Source organism: Pseudoalteromonas sp. QJM3NY_12, assembly GCF_056173165.1.
The window spans coordinates 1,370,643-1,387,075 of sequence record NZ_CM149661.1 but is presented as its reverse complement, the minus strand read 5'-3'; the positions used below and the strand labels follow the sequence as shown (position 1 = coordinate 1,387,075).

The 16,433-nt window shown below is 41.0% G+C and carries 18 protein-coding genes; 2 read left to right on the top strand and 16 right to left on the bottom strand.

What is annotated here, in order from left to right; translation table 11 throughout:
- Positions 1-3 precede the first annotated feature (3 nt).
- Complete coding sequence (locus AC0VZ5_RS06465) at positions 4-1,320, top strand: O-antigen ligase family protein (RefSeq protein ID WP_475474604.1); 1,317 nt, start codon at positions 4-6, stop codon at positions 1,318-1,320.
- Between the two features lie 296 nt (positions 1,321-1,616).
- On the opposite strand, the gene AC0VZ5_RS06460 is transcribed toward AC0VZ5_RS06465, so the two are convergent.
- From AC0VZ5_RS06460 to yceD, 14 genes are all read right to left on the bottom strand, one after another.
- A complete protein-coding gene (locus AC0VZ5_RS06460) occupies positions 1,617-3,476 on the bottom strand; it encodes an alkaline phosphatase D family protein (protein WP_475474603.1) in 1,860 nt (619 codons plus the stop codon).
- A 4-nt stretch (positions 3,477-3,480) separates the two neighbouring features.
- Positions 3,481-4,260 (bottom strand): TatD family hydrolase, encoded by a 780-nt coding sequence (locus tag AC0VZ5_RS06455; protein WP_475474602.1) that lies wholly within the window; start codon positions 4,258-4,260, stop codon positions 3,481-3,483.
- A 17-nt stretch (positions 4,261-4,277) separates the two neighbouring features.
- On the bottom strand, positions 4,278-4,604 hold the full coding sequence (locus AC0VZ5_RS06450; RefSeq protein ID WP_010389644.1) for a PilZ domain-containing protein: 327 nt from the start codon (positions 4,602-4,604) through the stop codon (positions 4,278-4,280).
- Positions 4,605-4,616: 12 nt separating this feature from the next.
- Positions 4,617-5,531 (bottom strand): DNA polymerase III subunit, encoded by a 915-nt coding sequence (locus tag AC0VZ5_RS06445; protein ID WP_475474601.1) that lies wholly within the window; start codon positions 5,529-5,531, stop codon positions 4,617-4,619.
- A 1-nt stretch (position 5,532) separates the two neighbouring features.
- Positions 5,533-6,159 (bottom strand): dTMP kinase, encoded by a 627-nt coding sequence (gene tmk / locus AC0VZ5_RS06440; RefSeq protein WP_010389641.1) that lies wholly within the window; start codon positions 6,157-6,159, stop codon positions 5,533-5,535.
- 5 nt (positions 6,160-6,164) lie between these two features.
- Complete coding sequence (mltG, locus tag AC0VZ5_RS06435) at positions 6,165-7,151, bottom strand: endolytic transglycosylase MltG (RefSeq protein ID WP_024601401.1); 987 nt, start codon at positions 7,149-7,151, stop codon at positions 6,165-6,167.
- Positions 7,151-7,948, bottom strand: coding sequence for an aminodeoxychorismate lyase (gene pabC, locus AC0VZ5_RS06430; protein WP_475474600.1), 798 nt, complete (start codon positions 7,946-7,948; stop codon positions 7,151-7,153). Before pabC ends, mltG begins: the two co-directional genes overlap by 1 nt.
- A gap of 67 nt (positions 7,949-8,015) precedes the next feature.
- Positions 8,016-9,254, bottom strand: a complete 1,239-nt coding sequence (fabF, locus tag AC0VZ5_RS06425; RefSeq protein WP_075169377.1) for a beta-ketoacyl-ACP synthase II — start codon at positions 9,252-9,254, stop codon at positions 8,016-8,018.
- Between the two features lie 269 nt (positions 9,255-9,523).
- A complete protein-coding gene (acpP, locus tag AC0VZ5_RS06420; protein WP_008109873.1) occupies positions 9,524-9,760 on the bottom strand; it encodes an acyl carrier protein in 237 nt (78 codons plus the stop codon).
- Positions 9,761-10,010: 250 nt separating this feature from the next.
- Complete coding sequence (fabG, locus tag AC0VZ5_RS06415) at positions 10,011-10,757, bottom strand: 3-oxoacyl-ACP reductase FabG (protein WP_131690862.1); 747 nt, start codon at positions 10,755-10,757, stop codon at positions 10,011-10,013.
- Between the two features lie 11 nt (positions 10,758-10,768).
- Positions 10,769-11,695, bottom strand: coding sequence for an ACP S-malonyltransferase (gene fabD / locus AC0VZ5_RS06410; protein ID WP_054200706.1), 927 nt, complete (start codon positions 11,693-11,695; stop codon positions 10,769-10,771).
- Positions 11,696-11,750: 55 nt separating this feature from the next.
- On the bottom strand, positions 11,751-12,788 hold the full coding sequence (plsX, locus tag AC0VZ5_RS06405) for a phosphate acyltransferase PlsX (RefSeq protein ID WP_008467405.1): 1,038 nt from the start codon (positions 12,786-12,788) through the stop codon (positions 11,751-11,753).
- Positions 12,789-12,800: 12 nt separating this feature from the next.
- Positions 12,801-12,971, bottom strand: coding sequence for a 50S ribosomal protein L32 (rpmF, locus tag AC0VZ5_RS06400; protein WP_008109865.1), 171 nt, complete (start codon positions 12,969-12,971; stop codon positions 12,801-12,803).
- A 9-nt stretch (positions 12,972-12,980) separates the two neighbouring features.
- A complete protein-coding gene (yceD, locus tag AC0VZ5_RS06395; protein WP_008109862.1) occupies positions 12,981-13,505 on the bottom strand; it encodes a 23S rRNA accumulation protein YceD in 525 nt (174 codons plus the stop codon).
- 131 nt (positions 13,506-13,636) lie between these two features.
- Between yceD and AC0VZ5_RS06390 the strand changes: the two genes are divergently transcribed.
- Entirely contained in the window at positions 13,637-14,242 is a 606-nt protein-coding gene (locus tag AC0VZ5_RS06390; RefSeq protein ID WP_475474599.1) for a Maf family protein, read from the top strand.
- Positions 14,243-14,246: 4 nt separating this feature from the next.
- Here AC0VZ5_RS06390 and AC0VZ5_RS06385 read toward each other — a convergent pair whose 3' ends face one another.
- Both AC0VZ5_RS06385 and rluC read right to left on the bottom strand, forming a co-directional pair.
- Positions 14,247-14,906 (bottom strand): HAD-IA family hydrolase, encoded by a 660-nt coding sequence (locus AC0VZ5_RS06385; RefSeq protein WP_475474598.1) that lies wholly within the window; start codon positions 14,904-14,906, stop codon positions 14,247-14,249.
- Complete coding sequence (rluC, locus tag AC0VZ5_RS06380) at positions 14,903-15,862, bottom strand: 23S rRNA pseudouridine(955/2504/2580) synthase RluC (protein ID WP_054200702.1); 960 nt, start codon at positions 15,860-15,862, stop codon at positions 14,903-14,905. The genes AC0VZ5_RS06385 and rluC overlap by 4 nt, the downstream gene beginning before the upstream one ends.
- Positions 15,863-16,433 lie beyond the last annotated feature (571 nt).

Sequence of the window (16,433 nt, the reverse complement as noted above, 5' to 3'; positions counted from 1 at the left end):
ATTTTGAATCGTTTTATATTTTTTTTAATTTGTTTGATCCTATTTCTACTTCCTCTTCCTTTAGGTAGTTACCGACCTTGGGCAATTTTAGCTATTGGCATTTTAACAAGCTTTACCTTTATTACTCACCTTACCCACAGTGTGTTAAATAACAACCAAGCGCTATTTCCGCCTCGCTATTCTTGGCCACTATTTTTTACTCTAAGTGCAGTTATTTTAGTTTGTGGTATACAGCTGTTTGGCGTGAGTGTTGATGCATTTCAAACCAAACAAATGTTATTAAAAACCTGTTTTTTACTCATGCTGAGCTGGTTAATATTTAACTACTGCAATAGTGCAGAGCGAATTAAAAAGTTAATTTATGCTGTTATTTGTGCCGGTGTATTTCAGGCGTTGTACGCTAGTTATTTAAACTTATCTCCCGATATTGTCAGTCCTTTATTTGGTTACAAACATACAGATCGTGCAATTGGTACCTTTACCTATTCTAACTTTTTAGCTAATTACTTAGCATTATGCTTATGTTTAGGCATTGGAGTTTTAATTAGCGAACTAAAACGCACTAACAACGGCTACAAGCCTACTTTAAAGCAAACATTACGTGCTTGGGCGGAAGTATTATTGAGCTCTAAAATAATTTTACGTATATCCCTAATTATAATTATTGTGGCGCTTATTTTAACTCGTAGCCGCATGGGTAATTCGGCCTTTTTTATAGCCTTAATTGTAGTGAGCTTATTGGCGCTTTTTGTTTATAAGCAAAAGCCTAAAGCCTTTAAATTGCTGATTGTGAGCTTTTTCATTATCGATTTAATCATTATTGGTGCTATTTTCGATGTAGAGAAAGTAAAACAACGTATTAGCGAAACCAGCTTGCAATCAGAAACACGAGATGAAGTTGTACGTGACTCCATTCCACTGATTTTAGATAACCCATTATTGGGCTCTGGTGGCGGTACTTTTTATACTGCGTTTCCTGCGTATCAATCTGAGCCCTACTCTGGCTACTACGACAACGCGCATAACGATTATGTACAATTTGCAGTTGAGCTAGGTATTCCTGCCACAGCGTTATTAGGACTGCTAGTGCTTTATTGTTTGTGGTTATGTATTGATACTATGCGAACGCGTAAGACGGCGCTTTATCAGGGGGTGGCGTTTGGTTGTGCTACGGCCATTGTAGCCATGATGCTACATTCGTCGGTTGATTACTCCTTGCAAGCCGGCGCAAACTCAATGTTGTTTATAGTGGTGTTATGTTTAGCTATATTAACCAATAAGTTACCGGCACCAAAACGGATTAAAAAAAGACGAAGTTAACGGGCTGCGGGGAGCAGGTTACGAGCCTAATACCCTCATACTTTAAACATGCGCGAGGTAAACTCCCGCCTACGAATAAGGGTAACATAGCGGTTTATTGTAGGCGGGGCTTTATGCCGCGAAAAGAAATTATTAACAAAGAGAGTTAAGAAACGCTGCGCTTTTGGATATTTACTCCGTAACTCGAGACTCGTCGCCCGTCGCCCGTCGCCCGTCGCTAACGACATTATAAAATGACGCGACATGAAGCCGCTGCTACAAGTTGGCAATAATATCGACCTAATTTTTGTATTAAATCACTGCTCTTCTAAATCAAATTCGGTGGTGTGGCCGTCGCCGTGGATTAGCTGATACCTGGCTAAATTACCCGCTTCAAGCGTAACCAAACTAATGGCTGAATCGCTTACTAAGTATTTTTGCCCTTTGCCTTTAGTTTGGTGTTTGTCTACTTCCATATGCCAGCGTTTGGTAAAAAAGTTAAGTGGGCTTTTGGGGCCGTATAAAATAGAGTCGAGCTTGTCGAGTATATTTATTAGCCTGCGTGGAAACTCATTTTTAATGCCACTGGCTGTCAGTTGCCAAATTCTGTTGGGATGATCGCCAAAACGCTTTTGCACTGAAAAACAAAACGAATAGTGTACATCGCCGGATAAAATCAGTGTTTCGTTTGGGGTGTCGGTGCGCCTAAAGGTGTTAAGTAACTTTTTAGCTGAGCCTTCGTGGGCCATCCAGTTTTCTACATCAACCATCAGTGGTTGCCCACACATATTAAACACCGCTTGAATTGCCTCTATCGATTTAACCCCAAACACGGGAGCAGGCGATACAATAATGACTTGGTCATGGCTTAATAGGCTTTCTTCAAGCTCTGTGAGACGTTCCCAATCAAGTAAGCCTGAGGGTTCATTAAAGTTTTGCTCATTACGCCAACGATGCGTACGGGTATCGAGCACCACCACTTTAGGAATGGTCATTAACTCGTAATGCCAATGGTTAAAATCGTTAAGGTGCTTATCAAACGCTTTAAATTGCCATTGCATATAGCCGGCTAAACAGTCGTTAAAAGGGCTCAGTAACGATCCGGTTTTTTGCAGTGCGTCGTTACCCATTCCTTGAAACAGCCAATAGCTTGCTAAGCCATTATTTACAATACGCTTGCTACTGGGGTTTTGATTAATGGCTTGCTCCCACCCTGCGGTGAGATTCCAATCGTCGGTTACATCATGGTCATCAAACATCATTAAGGTAGATACATTGGCAAACAACCGCTCTACCTCTGCTAAACCTTGTGCATAGTCGATTAATGCGGTTTTTTCTGCATTAAATAGCGTTTGTTTTTTTTCGTTACCACCTGAGTAACTTAAGTTATTTAGGTCAATGTATTGCCATACTTGGCTACTAAAATTGAGTAAATACAGTGCTACGAACTCTTCAAAATGAATCAGATGATTATACGCTTTTACACTAGAAAAATGCGGTTCGTCCTTTTTTAACCAATAGCCAATACCTAGTTTTGAGCGGTTTTTCCATGAGGTAGTTGGCAACAAGTAATGGCGACCATACAACTGTTCTGCAATTTCAGCGGGTAAATCTAAATCAAGTGGTTGCTCTTTATAAATACCTAATTGCTTAATTAACTGATGTATCGCTAATAGCATAGGGCCAGCTACATCGTCAGCATAAATTTGATCGCCCGAAAGTAATAATAACTGTGCACCCTGCTGTTCATTACTTCGCTGAACGGCTTGCCAATGGCTTGAACTTACTAAGCTGTCTTTTGCAGGATGATGCGCATTGCGGCACGAGCCATGTAATATTTGCGTTAGTTTTTTGGGGATCACAAATTCAGGTAATGGCTGATTGTTAAAGCTAAATGCTGATAAATCAACAGGGGTGTCATCAAAAAATAGTTGGTATGATAATAATGTATCGCGCGGGAACTGACTGTTTATAGGTTTAATTACCACAAACTGTAAGAATAAATATTCACCTAGCCTTATGGTGTCTTGTTCGCTATAGCACTCGAAGCCAATTAGCTCTACACGGCAATTTACTGGCTTTGAAGTAGCAAACTGAATACAAACTGCAGCTTTTTCTGCTCGGCGCACCATGGGCCCCATAATTAACAGCGGGTGTTGCACCGAGAGAATCGTCATGAGGTTAGCCTTTAGCTGCTAATTTAAATAAAGAGTAAAAGTTATCAGTAGTGGCTTTTGCCAACTCGTTAAAGCTAATGCCTCTGAGTTCACTAATGTAATAAGCCACGTCTTCAACATACGCTGGCTGATTAGTTTTACCACGATATGGGACTGGTGCTAAATAAGGCGAGTCGGTTTCAATAAGCAGTCGATCGAGAGGAATTTGCTTTACTACCTCTTTAAGCTCTACCGCATTTTTAAAGGTCACAATGCCTGAAATAGAAATATAAAATCCCATATCAATGGCTTTTTTGGCCATATCCCAATCTTCAGTGAAACAGTGAAGTACCCCACCGCAATTTTCTGCTTTATGTTCACGCATTAAATTAATAGTGTCGGCACGGGCATCACGAGTATGAATAATAAGTGGCTTTTGTAATTCATTAGCTACCTCAATATGGCCAACAAAACTCGCTTGTTGCACTGCATGGGTGTCTTTTGCGTAGTAATAATCAAGCCCAGTTTCGCCAATGGCTACTACTTTGTCGTGTGAGGCTAAGTCAATTAATTGCTGTTTGTTGAGTGCGTCTTTTTGATCGAGTGGATGCACGCCACATGACGCAGAAACGTCATCGTAATGCTTAATTTGCTCTAGCATATTGGGAAACTGATCAAGTGTGACGCTGACACATAAAAAATGTTCTACTTTTTTAGCGCGGGCGTTATCAAGTACTTGGTCTAGGTTTAAATCGAGTTTATCAAAATCAAGACGGTCTAAATGGCAATGAGAATCTACAATCAAAATAAGGCCTGTTTTTACTACATGGTATAAGTTGGATTGCCGGAGTTTAACATAGTCCCCAGCAGTTTTTCGATCTTCGCGTTTAGATTGGTTTTGTCATCTAAAAAGCTAATGCCGATCCCCGGTGGATTTGAGCTCTGAGCGCCTTGTGGAGTGACCCACGTAACCTTTCCGGTTACCACGTCATCTTCTAGCGCGTCAGGTAAGGTAACGCGTAAGGCAAGTGAATACCCAGGTTCATAACGCATATTGGTGCGTACAAATAACCCACCTTTTTTTAAAAAAGGCATGTAACAGCGATATAGTTCATCAAGGTCGTCTATATCTACTAATAGCTCTTGCATATCTAGTCCTTTTTATTGGTTACGTAATGTATACGCTAGTCGTGATACCGCAAGCGGTAAATTTAACCCAAGTATTTGTATGTTATTCTGTAAAAAATCATTCAGTGCTTGCTGAGCTACTTGGTAAGAGTCAAAACTCATGCCATTTAAAAGCTGTTGTTTGAGCTGCTCACTTAAAAATAAAGTAAAAATACGAACAAGCTCGGGCTGCTTATTTATTATATCGACTAACGCATTGAAATTATGGCTTTGTTTAAACTCAGTTGCAAATTTATAAAGCGTATCAATATTTTCTAGCTGATTTTGCTGTTGCCACTGCTTTACTTGCAATGGTTGGCTATAAAATAACGACAACCAGGTATAGTTAGGCACATCCAAACTACTTAACCATTGTTGTGCTAATTGGTTATTAGTTACTTTAACCTCGGTTTTAGCACAACGGCTTAAAATAGTCGCTGGTAACTGCGCCACTTGGCTGGTTGTTAGGATTAAAAACCGACTATTACTTGGCTCTTCAAGGGTTTTTAATAACGCATTAGCGGCTGCGGTGGTCATTTTTTCGCAGTTTTCGATAATCGCCACTTTATTGCCATTTTGCGCAGCAGACTGGTGCATAAAATCGCTTATGCCGCGAATATCATCAACACCTATGCTTTGCCCTTCTACTTGGGTAATGCGTTTGTCTGGGTGTGTACCCGCTAAGTTTAATGAACAACTTTTACATTGCCCACAAGGTCTTAGTACGCTAGTGGGGCTACTTAACTGTACTTGCGTATTTTGGCATAGCAAACTGTTTGCGAGTTGCTCACTTAGTTCAAATTTGCCAACCCCAATGGGCCCACAAAACAGTTGCGCATGATGAAAACGTTGGGCTTTATAGCTTTGAGTTAAGCGTTGCTCTACCTCATTAAGCCACGGCAATGCCATATTATTTTAACCCTGAAAAAAACGTGCGTAGTACATTGGTAATATCACGGTGAACTTTATCGATGCTTTGGTTGGCATCAACTGTTTTTATGCTGTCATCATCATTTGCAAGCTCAATGTAACGCATACGGGTGCGCTGAAAAAACTCAATGGCTTCTTGCTCAATTCTATCTAGCTCACCACGGCCTTTTGCACGTTCAAGGCCTATAACAGGGTCTATATCTAAGTAAATAGTTAAATCGGGTTTTAAACCTTTTAACACCATAGACGATAACGACGCTAACGTGTTTGCACTAATTCCTCGCCCGCCACCTTGATACGCCTGTGACGATAAATCGTGACGATCAGCCAATACCCACTGGCCTTGTTCAAGCGCTGGGTTGATCACATTATGCATTAGTTGTGAACGCGCGGCATACATAATTAGCAGCTCAGTTTCAAAAGCTATTTCTTCTTGGTGTTCTGCTTTTACTAAAGTACGTAACGATTCAGCCAGTGGTGTTCCACCGGGTTCGCGCACATTGATAAAATCAACATGATGATGATTTAAAAAGTCTTGGCACAGGGCAATGGCGGTAGATTTACCCGCGCCCTCTAGGCCTTCTATAACTATAAATTTTGGTTTCATAAACACTAATTCTTTTTATTTAAAATATACTGGTTAACCGCCGCATTATGTTGTTTTAATGTGGTTGAAAACTGATGGCTACCATCGCCTTTTGCTACAAAGTAAACATACTCGCTTTTGGGCGGGTTTACCGCAGCTAAAATAGCTTCTTTGGAAGGCATGGCAATGGGTGTGGGCGGTAATCCGTTAATACGATAGGTATTATACGGCGTGTAATTCCTTAGGTCTTTACGTTTGATATCGCCGTCAAAATCTTCGCCTAGTCCATATATTACGGTTGGGTCGGTTTGTAAGCGCATATTAGTATTTAAGCGATTAATAAACGCCGAAGCAATTAACGGGCGCTCACTGGCAAGCGCGGTTTCTTTTTCGATAATAGAAGCCATTATCAGGGCTTCATAGGCGGTATCGTAAGGTAAATCACTTGCCCGTTGCTGCCATGCATCTACCAATGTTTGCTGCATTTTTTGCGCTGCACGCTTTAATAAACTACTCGCACTGTCGTTACTATGATAATGATAGGTATCGGGAAACAACCACCCTTCAAGGTGAGTTTGCTTGCCGATTATTTGCTCGCCAAGCTGTTCGAGTTTTAAATCGTTTTGTAAATGTGGAGCAATTTTTACCGTATTTAATACATCTCTAAGTGCTTGACCTTCAATAATGGTAAAGCTAAAACTAATTTGCTCACCCTGGTTTATTTTTTTTATGTTGTTTATTACGCTATCTGCGCTTAGCTCGTACAAACCTGCTTTTAGGTCAGTCAAAGTTGGATCGAGTTTAGCTAATATTTGAAACCGCCAGCAATCTTCAAGCCACTGCTGCTGTTGCCATTGGCGACATAACTTATTAAAACCGGTGCCTTTTTCAACTTTAAATTGGGTATTAGTAGCTACCTTTAGTGGCGTTTGAATGGTTGCTTGTAATTGCTGGTAGCCAATCACAGAGCTAAAAAAAGCCAGTAGTAATACTGATAATATAACTTTTAACACTAAGCCTCCTTGGCTAGTAACTCGTTTAGTAATGATTGGCTGTGCACAATATCAAAACAGTGCTCGCCTATACTTTTTACGGGCACAATTTTCATTAAGCTGTTACATAAAAATACGGCGTCTGCTTGGGTAAGGTCATCAACGCTGACAGTTTTAAATTCAACGGTTAATTTATCACATAAAGATTGCAGAAAAACACCTTTAATACCGCATTCATCGAGCCTTGGGCTAAATACTTTATTATTTTTTATTGCAAAAATATTAGCCGCTGAAGTTTCAATTACATTGTTGTTGTAATCAAGGACTAACGCATCATCGCTGTGCTGAGTTTGTAGGGCATTTTTGATCAGTACTTGTTCAAGCCTATTTAAAGTTTTAAGTCCAGCTAAATGAGGTTGAACGGCCAGCTTAATCGGGCTAATAGCTAAACTAATGCCTGCATCTGTTAAACTGTTGTAATGATCTGGATAAGCTAAAACACTCACAATAATATTTAAATTACATTCGCTTGGTGGCGCATAGCCTCGCCCGCCCTCGCCGCGTGTTATCACGACTTTAAGGACCGCTTGAGGATGTGATGCTACTTGCTGAGTAATGTGAGACTCAAGAGCTGTAAACTCAAGTGCAGGAAAGCCCAAACGCTGCGCGCATTCAATCAAGCGTGCTTTATGATAAGCCCAATGCTCAACCTGTCCATCAGTAATAATTGCGGTGGTAAAAAAGCCATCGCCATAGTTTAAGCCCCTATCACGGGTGCTTATGCTACTGGTTTCGTTTGCTGCTATTATTGTTTGCATATTTTTTACACATAAAAAAACCCAGTTAAACAACTGGGTTCTTATTGTCGTTCGTTGTTAAAAAAGATTATACCTTTTTAAACAGTAACGAGCCATTAGTACCACCAAACCCAAATGAGTTACACAAAGCGTAATCAAGTTTAGCATCACGTGCTGTATGCGGTATGTAATCTAAATCACAGCCTTCGTCTGGGTTATCTAAGTTAATTGTTGGCGTCACTTTTTGCTCGGTCAACGATAAAATAGACACTATCGACTCAACAGAACCTGCAGCTCCAAGTAAGTGACCCATCATAGATTTTGATGAACTTACCATTACGTCTTTAGCTGAATCACCAAAAATAGTTTTAACCGCTGACGTTTCTGCTTTGTCACCCGCATGAGTAGACGTACCGTGTGCGTTGATGTAGCCAACTTGCTCTGCATTTACTTGCGCATCGTTTAATGCGTTTTCCATTGCCAGAGCTGCACCTGCGCCATCTTCTGGTGGTGAGGTCATGTGGTAGGCATCACCACTCATGCCAAAACCAACAAGTTCTGCATAAATTTTAGCGCCACGGGCTTTAGCGTGTTCGTATTCTTCAACAACCACCACACCGGCACCATCAGAAAGTACAAAACCATCACGGTCTTTATCCCACGGGCGAGACGCTGCTTGTGGATCGTCATTACGCGTTGAAAGCGCACGTGCGGCGTTAAAGCCACCCATTCCAATTGGCGTACACGCTTTTTCTGCACCACCGGCAACCATTGCATCGGCATCGCCGTAGGCAATCATACGTGCGGCATGACCAATGTTGTGCAGGCCTGTAGTACATGCCGTTACAATTGAAATATTAGGACCACGCAGGCCGTGCATTATCGATAAATGACCCGAGATCATATTAATAATGGTAGACGGTACATAAAACGGCGATAACTTACGTGGGCCGCTGTTTAATAATTTTACGTGGTTTTCTTCAATAAGGGTTAAGCCACCAATGCCTGAACCCACCGCTACACCAATGCGTGATGCGTTTTGTTCAGTAACTTCGAGGCCAGAATCTTGAAAAGCTTGAACACCCGCTGCAATGCCATACTGGATAAATAAATCCATTTTTTTAGCATCTTTTGGTGACATGTAAGCCGATGCATCAAAATCATTGATTAAACCAGCGAAGTGAGTACCAAATTTTGATGTATCAAAGTGGGTAATATTTTGAATACCACTTTTAGCATCTAATAAGCCTTGCCAGGTTGATTGAACATCATTGCCTAGCGGCGTCAACATTCCTAAGCCAGTTACGACGACACGACGTTTAGCCACGGTTTGCCTCCAATAAGGAATTATTATTATACCAATTAACTTAGCTCAGTTTATTTCAGCGCTAACGCTGTTGCTAGTTATGTTATTAGTATTGGGGATGATCATACCCAAGCTACCTCAAAGTGCGAGTCTCAAACCAATAACCAACGCTGAGCAATAACAATTTAATTGCTGATGATGAGTGAGGGTTTGGAATTGAATCATGTACTTTGAGGTGGTTTGGATATAAAGATTAAAGGCAGCGAATGCTGCCCTTAATTTGCGATTAATTACTCAGCGTGAGCTGTAACGTAATCGATTGCAGATTGTACTGTAGTGATCTTTTCAGCTTCTTCATCTGGGATCTCAGTGTCGAACTCTTCTTCAAGAGCCATTACTAATTCAACAGTATCAAGAGAGTCTGCACCTAGGTCATCAACGAATGAAGCTTCGTTTTTAACTTCTTCTTCTTTAACACCTAGCTGTTCGATGATAATTTTCTTTACGCGTTCTTGGATATCGCTCATTCTTCTTTCCTTTATTAAAAACGCCAATGCGTTATTTTCAGATTGCGGCGTAGTTTACGTCCGATAATTCTCTGATTCAATCTTTTGACCATAAATAATTTGCTGGTCAAACCTCTTGAGTGTTTATTTTATCTTTTATCGCTTATTTTCACAGCGATTTCAAGTATGTTTAAAGCAAGTTTTCGAAAAATTCAATATTTTTTAGCAAACCCGCATGCAATTTATAGTTTATTTAATTCGCATTGCGAACTTAAACCATGTACATCGCACCATTTACATGCAAAGTTTCACCTGATACATACGCAGCGGCGTCAGATGCTAAATAACATACTGCAGCTGCAATCTCATCTGGCTGACCTAAACGACCCGCAGGTACGTTTGCAAGCGTTGCTGCTTTTTGCTCATCTGTCAAATCATCGGTCATGTCTGTTTGAATAAAACCAGGTGCTACCACGTTTACAGTAATACCACGAGAAGCTACTTCACGCGCTAGTGACTTAGAAAAACCGATAACACCCGCTTTAGCAGCTGCATAGTTGGCTTGACCCGCATTACCCATAGTTCCCACTACTGAGCCGATATTGATGATACGGCCGTTCTTTTTCTTCATCATTGGGCGAAGTACGGCCTTAGATAAACGGAAGATAGAACTTAAGTTGGTATCGATAATATCGTCCCACTCATTTTCTTTCATGCGCATTAATAAATTATCGCGCGTAATACCTGCATTATTTACTAATACATCAATATCACCTAAATCGGCTTTAATTGCCGCTAATGTCGCCTCAATCGATGCAGGATCAGTTACGTTTAACGCATAACCCTTACCGTTATCACCTAAGTACTCACTAATATTAGCCGCACCCGACTCGCTTGTTGCTGTGCCCGCTACTTTTGCACCTTGTGCTACTAATGTGTTTGCAATGGCCTTACCAATACCACGGCTAGCGCCAGTTATCAGGACAACTTTGCCCTCTAAAGAAAATAAATTACTCATTTTATATACTCTTATTTAGCTGAATCGATTGATGCAAGGTCGTTAACTGAACCACACACCATCGCTTTATCAATACGTTTTGCAAGCCCGGTTAGTACTTTACCAGGACCAAATTCATAACTTTGCGTTACACCTTGTGCAACCAGTGCTTGAACCGTTTCGGTCCAGCGTACAGGGCTATATAGCTGGCGCACTAATGCCTCTTTAATTGCATCTGCTGAACCTTCTGCTTTTACATCAACATTATTGATTACATCACACTTAGGTGTATTAAATGTTAAAGCGGCTAAATCGGCGGCTAATTTTTCTGCGGCTGGTTTCATTAGTTCACAATGCGACGGCACACTTACAGATAATGGCAGTGCTCGTTTTGCTCCGGCTTCTTTACAAGCAACAGAGGCTCTATCAACTGCATCTTTATGACCGGCAATAACAACCTGACCAGGCGAGTTATAGTTTACTGGAGAAACCACTTCACCTTGTGCCGCTGCTGCACAAGCGGCTTTAATTTCATCGTCGCCTAAACCAATAATAGCGGCCATAGAACCTACACCAGCAGGTACGGCTTCTTGCATGTATAAACCGCGATTTTCAACCAGTTTTACGGCTTCGCTTAAACTGATCACATCGCTACATACTAAAGCTGAATACTCACCCAGGCTGTGACCTGCCATAACGACGTCAGCATCTGGGTTTGCAGCTAACCAATGACGATAAATAGCAACGCTTGCAGTTAATAATGCAGGCTGAGTACGGTGTGTTTGATTTAGTTTTTCTTCTGGACCGTTAAGTACAAGGTCTGCTAGATCGTAACCAAGTGCGGTTGAAGCTTCTGCAAATGTGGCTTTTACTATGTCAGAACTCGCTAGTAGCTCTTGTAACATACCCACAGTTTGCGAGCCTTGACCTGGAAAAAGAAGTGCAATTTTTTGTGCCATAATTTGCTCTTATAATTAAACAAAATAAATAATGTGTAACACGGCACGTTAACTGTTATTCAACCGCCGTGTCTTTAGAATGTGTTTTTTCGAAAATAGCAGCTATTTTATCTGGAAGTTGACGTTCTACTTCTTTCACTGCTTCGTCGATTGCAGCATGAAATGCTTTCGCTGAGGCATTTCCATGACTTTTAACAACAATACCGCGCAATCCTACCAGAGAAGCGCCGTTATACTGGTCGGGGTTCACTCTTTTATAGAGTTTTTTTATGATTGGCGCCAACATAAACGCCATACACTTGTAAACGACGTGCTTTTCAAGGGCACGGGTAAACTTTTTCATGATAAGTTTAGCAATGCCTTCACAGGTTTTAAGTGCAACATTACCAACAAAGCCTTCACAGACAATAACATCGGCCTTGCCAGAAAAAATATCACTGCCTTCACTGTAACCAATATAATTAATCAGCTCGCTTTGTTGCATTAATTGTGCGGCTTGCTTAATTTCTTCGTGGCCTTTTATATCTTCAGCACCAATATTTAATAAACTCACTTTAGGGTTATCGCAGCCAAGTGCTTGACCTGCAACCACTGATCCCATAATGCCGAACTGATACAGCATTTGCGCATCACAATGCACATTAGCGCCTAAGTCGAGTAAGTAAACGGGATTTTTACGTTCAGTAGGTACAGCAGAGATAAGTGCGGGACGTTTCACCCCTGGAAGCATTTTTAATACGTAATGCGCCATAAAAAATAGCGCTCCTGTATTGCCAGAGCTAACACAGGCTTGCGCTTCACCCGATTTAACTAAATCAAGGGCAACTCGCATGGAAGAATCTTTTTTTGAGCGAACAGCAACAGCGGGTTCGCAGGCATTGGTAACAACATCGTTACAATGGCGAATAATTAATCTGGGATGAGAAAGTGAATCGAGTGATTCTAGTTGTTTAGCTATTACTTGCTCGTTGCCACATAAAATGAGTTTTAAGTTGGCATTAGCATTTACCGCACGAACGGCTGCGGGGATAGATGAACGGGGGCCATAATCGCCCCCCATCATATCTAACGCTATGGTTAGATTAGTCAGCATATAAGCAATCTCTTAGTTAGAAATTACTTGAACGCCTTTGTAGTAACCATCTGCAGTCACATGGTGACGACGATGAGTCTCACCAGATGTTTGGTCTACAGTTAAAGTTGGACCACTGATCGCATCGTGTGAACGGCGCATGCCGCGTCTTGCACGAGACTTTTTGCTTTTTTGTACAGCCATAGTCTTCTCCTAAGAATCTTTCTTAAGTTGTTTCAAAATATCAAATGGATTTGGTTTATCATCTTCCGCCTTTAAAACACCAAAGCTGGCAGGCTCTGCTGTATAACTGCATGAAGCTTCGTTGTGGGTAGGCACTAATGGCACTGCTAAAATAAGTTCGTCTTCGATTAGCTCAAATACGTCTATTTCACCATTTTCATCAAGTGCTACTTCGTCGTAGCTTTCTGGAAGATCATCTGACTCTGCATCCAAACCGACTGGCGAATACACAAAGTCTTGATCCAAATCCAACCCTAAATCACCATTACAACGTTGACAAGTTACAGTTACGTGTGTGGACAAATTGCCACTAATCACAACTAAACCTTGCTCATCGTTTTTGCAATGAATTTTTACCGCTATTTCACCTACTTCTTCCTGGATAACCCCTCGTAAACGAGGAAGTTTCTCAAGCGGTACAACGCCGTCATACTTTAAACGATGCTGAGCTGCTTTGCCCGGATGAAGGGTGATGGGAATTTTCACCTTTTGCATAGGGGCTGCATCATATAGATAGTTAGTAAGTTAGTCAAAGTAAAAAACCAATTTTACGTTGTTTTTCACGTGTTTTACTCACGGATCTGATTTATCCTAACTCAATCTGATTTACGCTAGGAAAACATGCCATGAAGCACCTCCTTATATTAGCCTCAAGCTCGCCATTTAGGCAGTCTTTATTACAAAAATTTAATCTGCCGTTTGAAACGTTTTCGCCCGATGTTGACGAAACGCCGCATAAAAACGAAACACCAACCATGCTTGTTAAGCGCCTCAGCGAATTAAAAGCCGCTGCAGCCGTCGATCATTTTGACCAAGGCCTCGCAATTGGCTCCGATCAGGTTGCTGTATTTGATGGTCAAATATTAGGTAAGCCGCACAATAAAGAAAACGCAATAAAGCAATTGAGCTTATTTAGCGGGCAAACAGTCACTTTTTTAACGGGCTTGTGTGTGTTCGATATTCACACTAAGCAATGCAAAACCATTGTTGAGCCATTCAATGTAACCTTTAAAACGTTAACAACGGCGCAAATAAGTGCTTATTGCGATGCAGAGCAACCTTATAACTGTGCAGGAAGTTTTAAAAGTGAAGGCTTGGGTATTTGTTTATTTGAAAGACTCAGTGGTGATGATCCAAACAGCTTAATTGGTTTACCACTCATTAAACTCAGCCAATTATTGGCTGAGTTTGGTGTTGATGTATTAGCAGCGCAAATGCCTAGCGCAAATTAACTGATTAACCGAGTAATATATTTTGCAACTGCTGATAGTTGTCAACGGTTGCAATCGGGGTTAATTCGTTTAATTGCGCAGCGTTGTGCACGCCCATGGTTACCCCTATTCTATCCATGCCAGCGGCTTTTGCCATTGCCATATCTATTTGCGTGTCGCCTATCATTAGCGCTTCATCAACACTTACCCCTAGCTCTTCAAGCAATTGATAAAGCATATCGGGAGCAGGCTTTGATTTAGCGTCGTCACTGGTTCGCGTAGCACTAAAAAAGTGACGCAATTGGCTTACATCCAGTAAACGTTCCAGTCCTACTCGGCTTTTACCTGTGGCAACCGCCAATATTATGCCTTGATTTTTTAACGCAGTGAGTACTTGTGCAACGTGATCAAACAGCGGTGTTGGGGTTGTATTAAGTGCATATTGCTGTTTATACCCTGCAATAAGCGCTTCGTGATGCTCACGGTGAGCAGGAAACAAGGTTGCGATTGCGTTTTCAAGCGATAAACCAATAATATTTTTACTGGCGGTATCGCTTGGCGGCTCAATATTAAGTGATTGGGCACTTTTGCGAATGCAATTAACGATTTTGCTAATTGAATCCATGATGGTGCCATCCCAATCAAAAATCACCAGTTTATATTTTTTAATCGGCGTTACATTCACGCTTTTGCTGCTCTAAGTTTAACTAAACAGCTTGATAGTGCTTTATCAAGCGGTGCTTCTACTCGCATAGTGGTTTCGTTTTTCGGATGATAGAAGCTTAAATCATGGGCGTGTAAAAATAAGCGGTTTAAACCACGTTTACGCATTGACTCGTCAAATCCTTGGTCGCCGTATTTGTCATCACAGGCAATGGCATGACCTTGGCACTGAGTGTGCACACGAATTTGGTGAGTACGACCAGTTACAGGGGATGCTTGTACTAATGAACAATCGTTATAACGCTCAAGCACTTTAAAACGAGTATGCGACGGTTTACCTTCCGTGTTATCAACACGTACTACGCGCTCACCCGATTTAAGGGTATTTTTACGCAAACCTTCCGTTACATTTTTCGTTTTCGAGTCCCATTGGCCTTCTACCAATGCCCAGTAATTTTTTTCCATGGTTTTTTCGCGTAATTGCTCATGCAAAGCGGTCAGCACTGAGCGACGCTTAGCAATAAGTAAACAACCTGAAGTATCGCGGTCTAACCGATGCACTAGCTCAAGGCTGCGCTCTTCTGGGCGTAAAACACGTAATGCTTCAATAAGTCCGTAGCTTAAGCCACTACCGCCATGCACAGCCATGCCTGAGGGCTTATTAATAACAATTAGGTATTTATCTTCAAATAATATATCGTCTTCGAGGCGCGTTACTTTATCGAGTTTTGACGGTACAAACTCTTCACGCTCTGACACTCTAATTGGCGGTATACGAATAACGTCGTCTAGCTGCAATTTATAAACAGGCTTAATACGTTTTTTATTTACACGCACCTCACCCTTACGAAGAATTTTGTAAACTGCGCTTTTAGGCACCCCTTTTAAATGGGTAATAAGAAAGTTATCAATACGCTGACCTAAGTGGTCTTCGTTGATAGTGACAAAAGTTACTTGTAAGCCGGTTTTTTCTGACATTGCCTAATCACTGATTTAAGTAAAATAATTTAGTTGCTAACACGGTTATAATAGTGGGATAATCAGCAGCGCAAATATTTAGTATTTGCAAATAACAACGGTGCTTTTTAACACAACAAAACATTCGTGATGCACATTCTGGGTAACCGATCATACAGATCCGAGTTAAGTTTTCCAAAGCTTTTATACATACCCAGTTAACACGTGCGCACAACTAACGGCAATGCGCGTAATATATTGCTGGTTAAGTTTGAACATGAATTGATTTTTAATGTGATAGTAAAAGCAATGAACAGATAATTTGTCTGATAGTGACGGCGTAACAACACGCCGTTCAGAATTCGCTCAAATATTGTAGTAGTACCGTACAGCAGCTTATTTAGAACTAAAAAATCTAATAAATAAGCGTTCATTAACATCGGTAGCGATTTTTGCTCATAAAATAGATAACGGTAGTTTTAAAAACGAAACTATGGTTTGAACCTAAAGAGCCCTACGCACCTAATATGAATGCATTTAACAAGATTGATATGACAGGCCAACTTCTGGATAAAATGTGCATTGAGCTAAA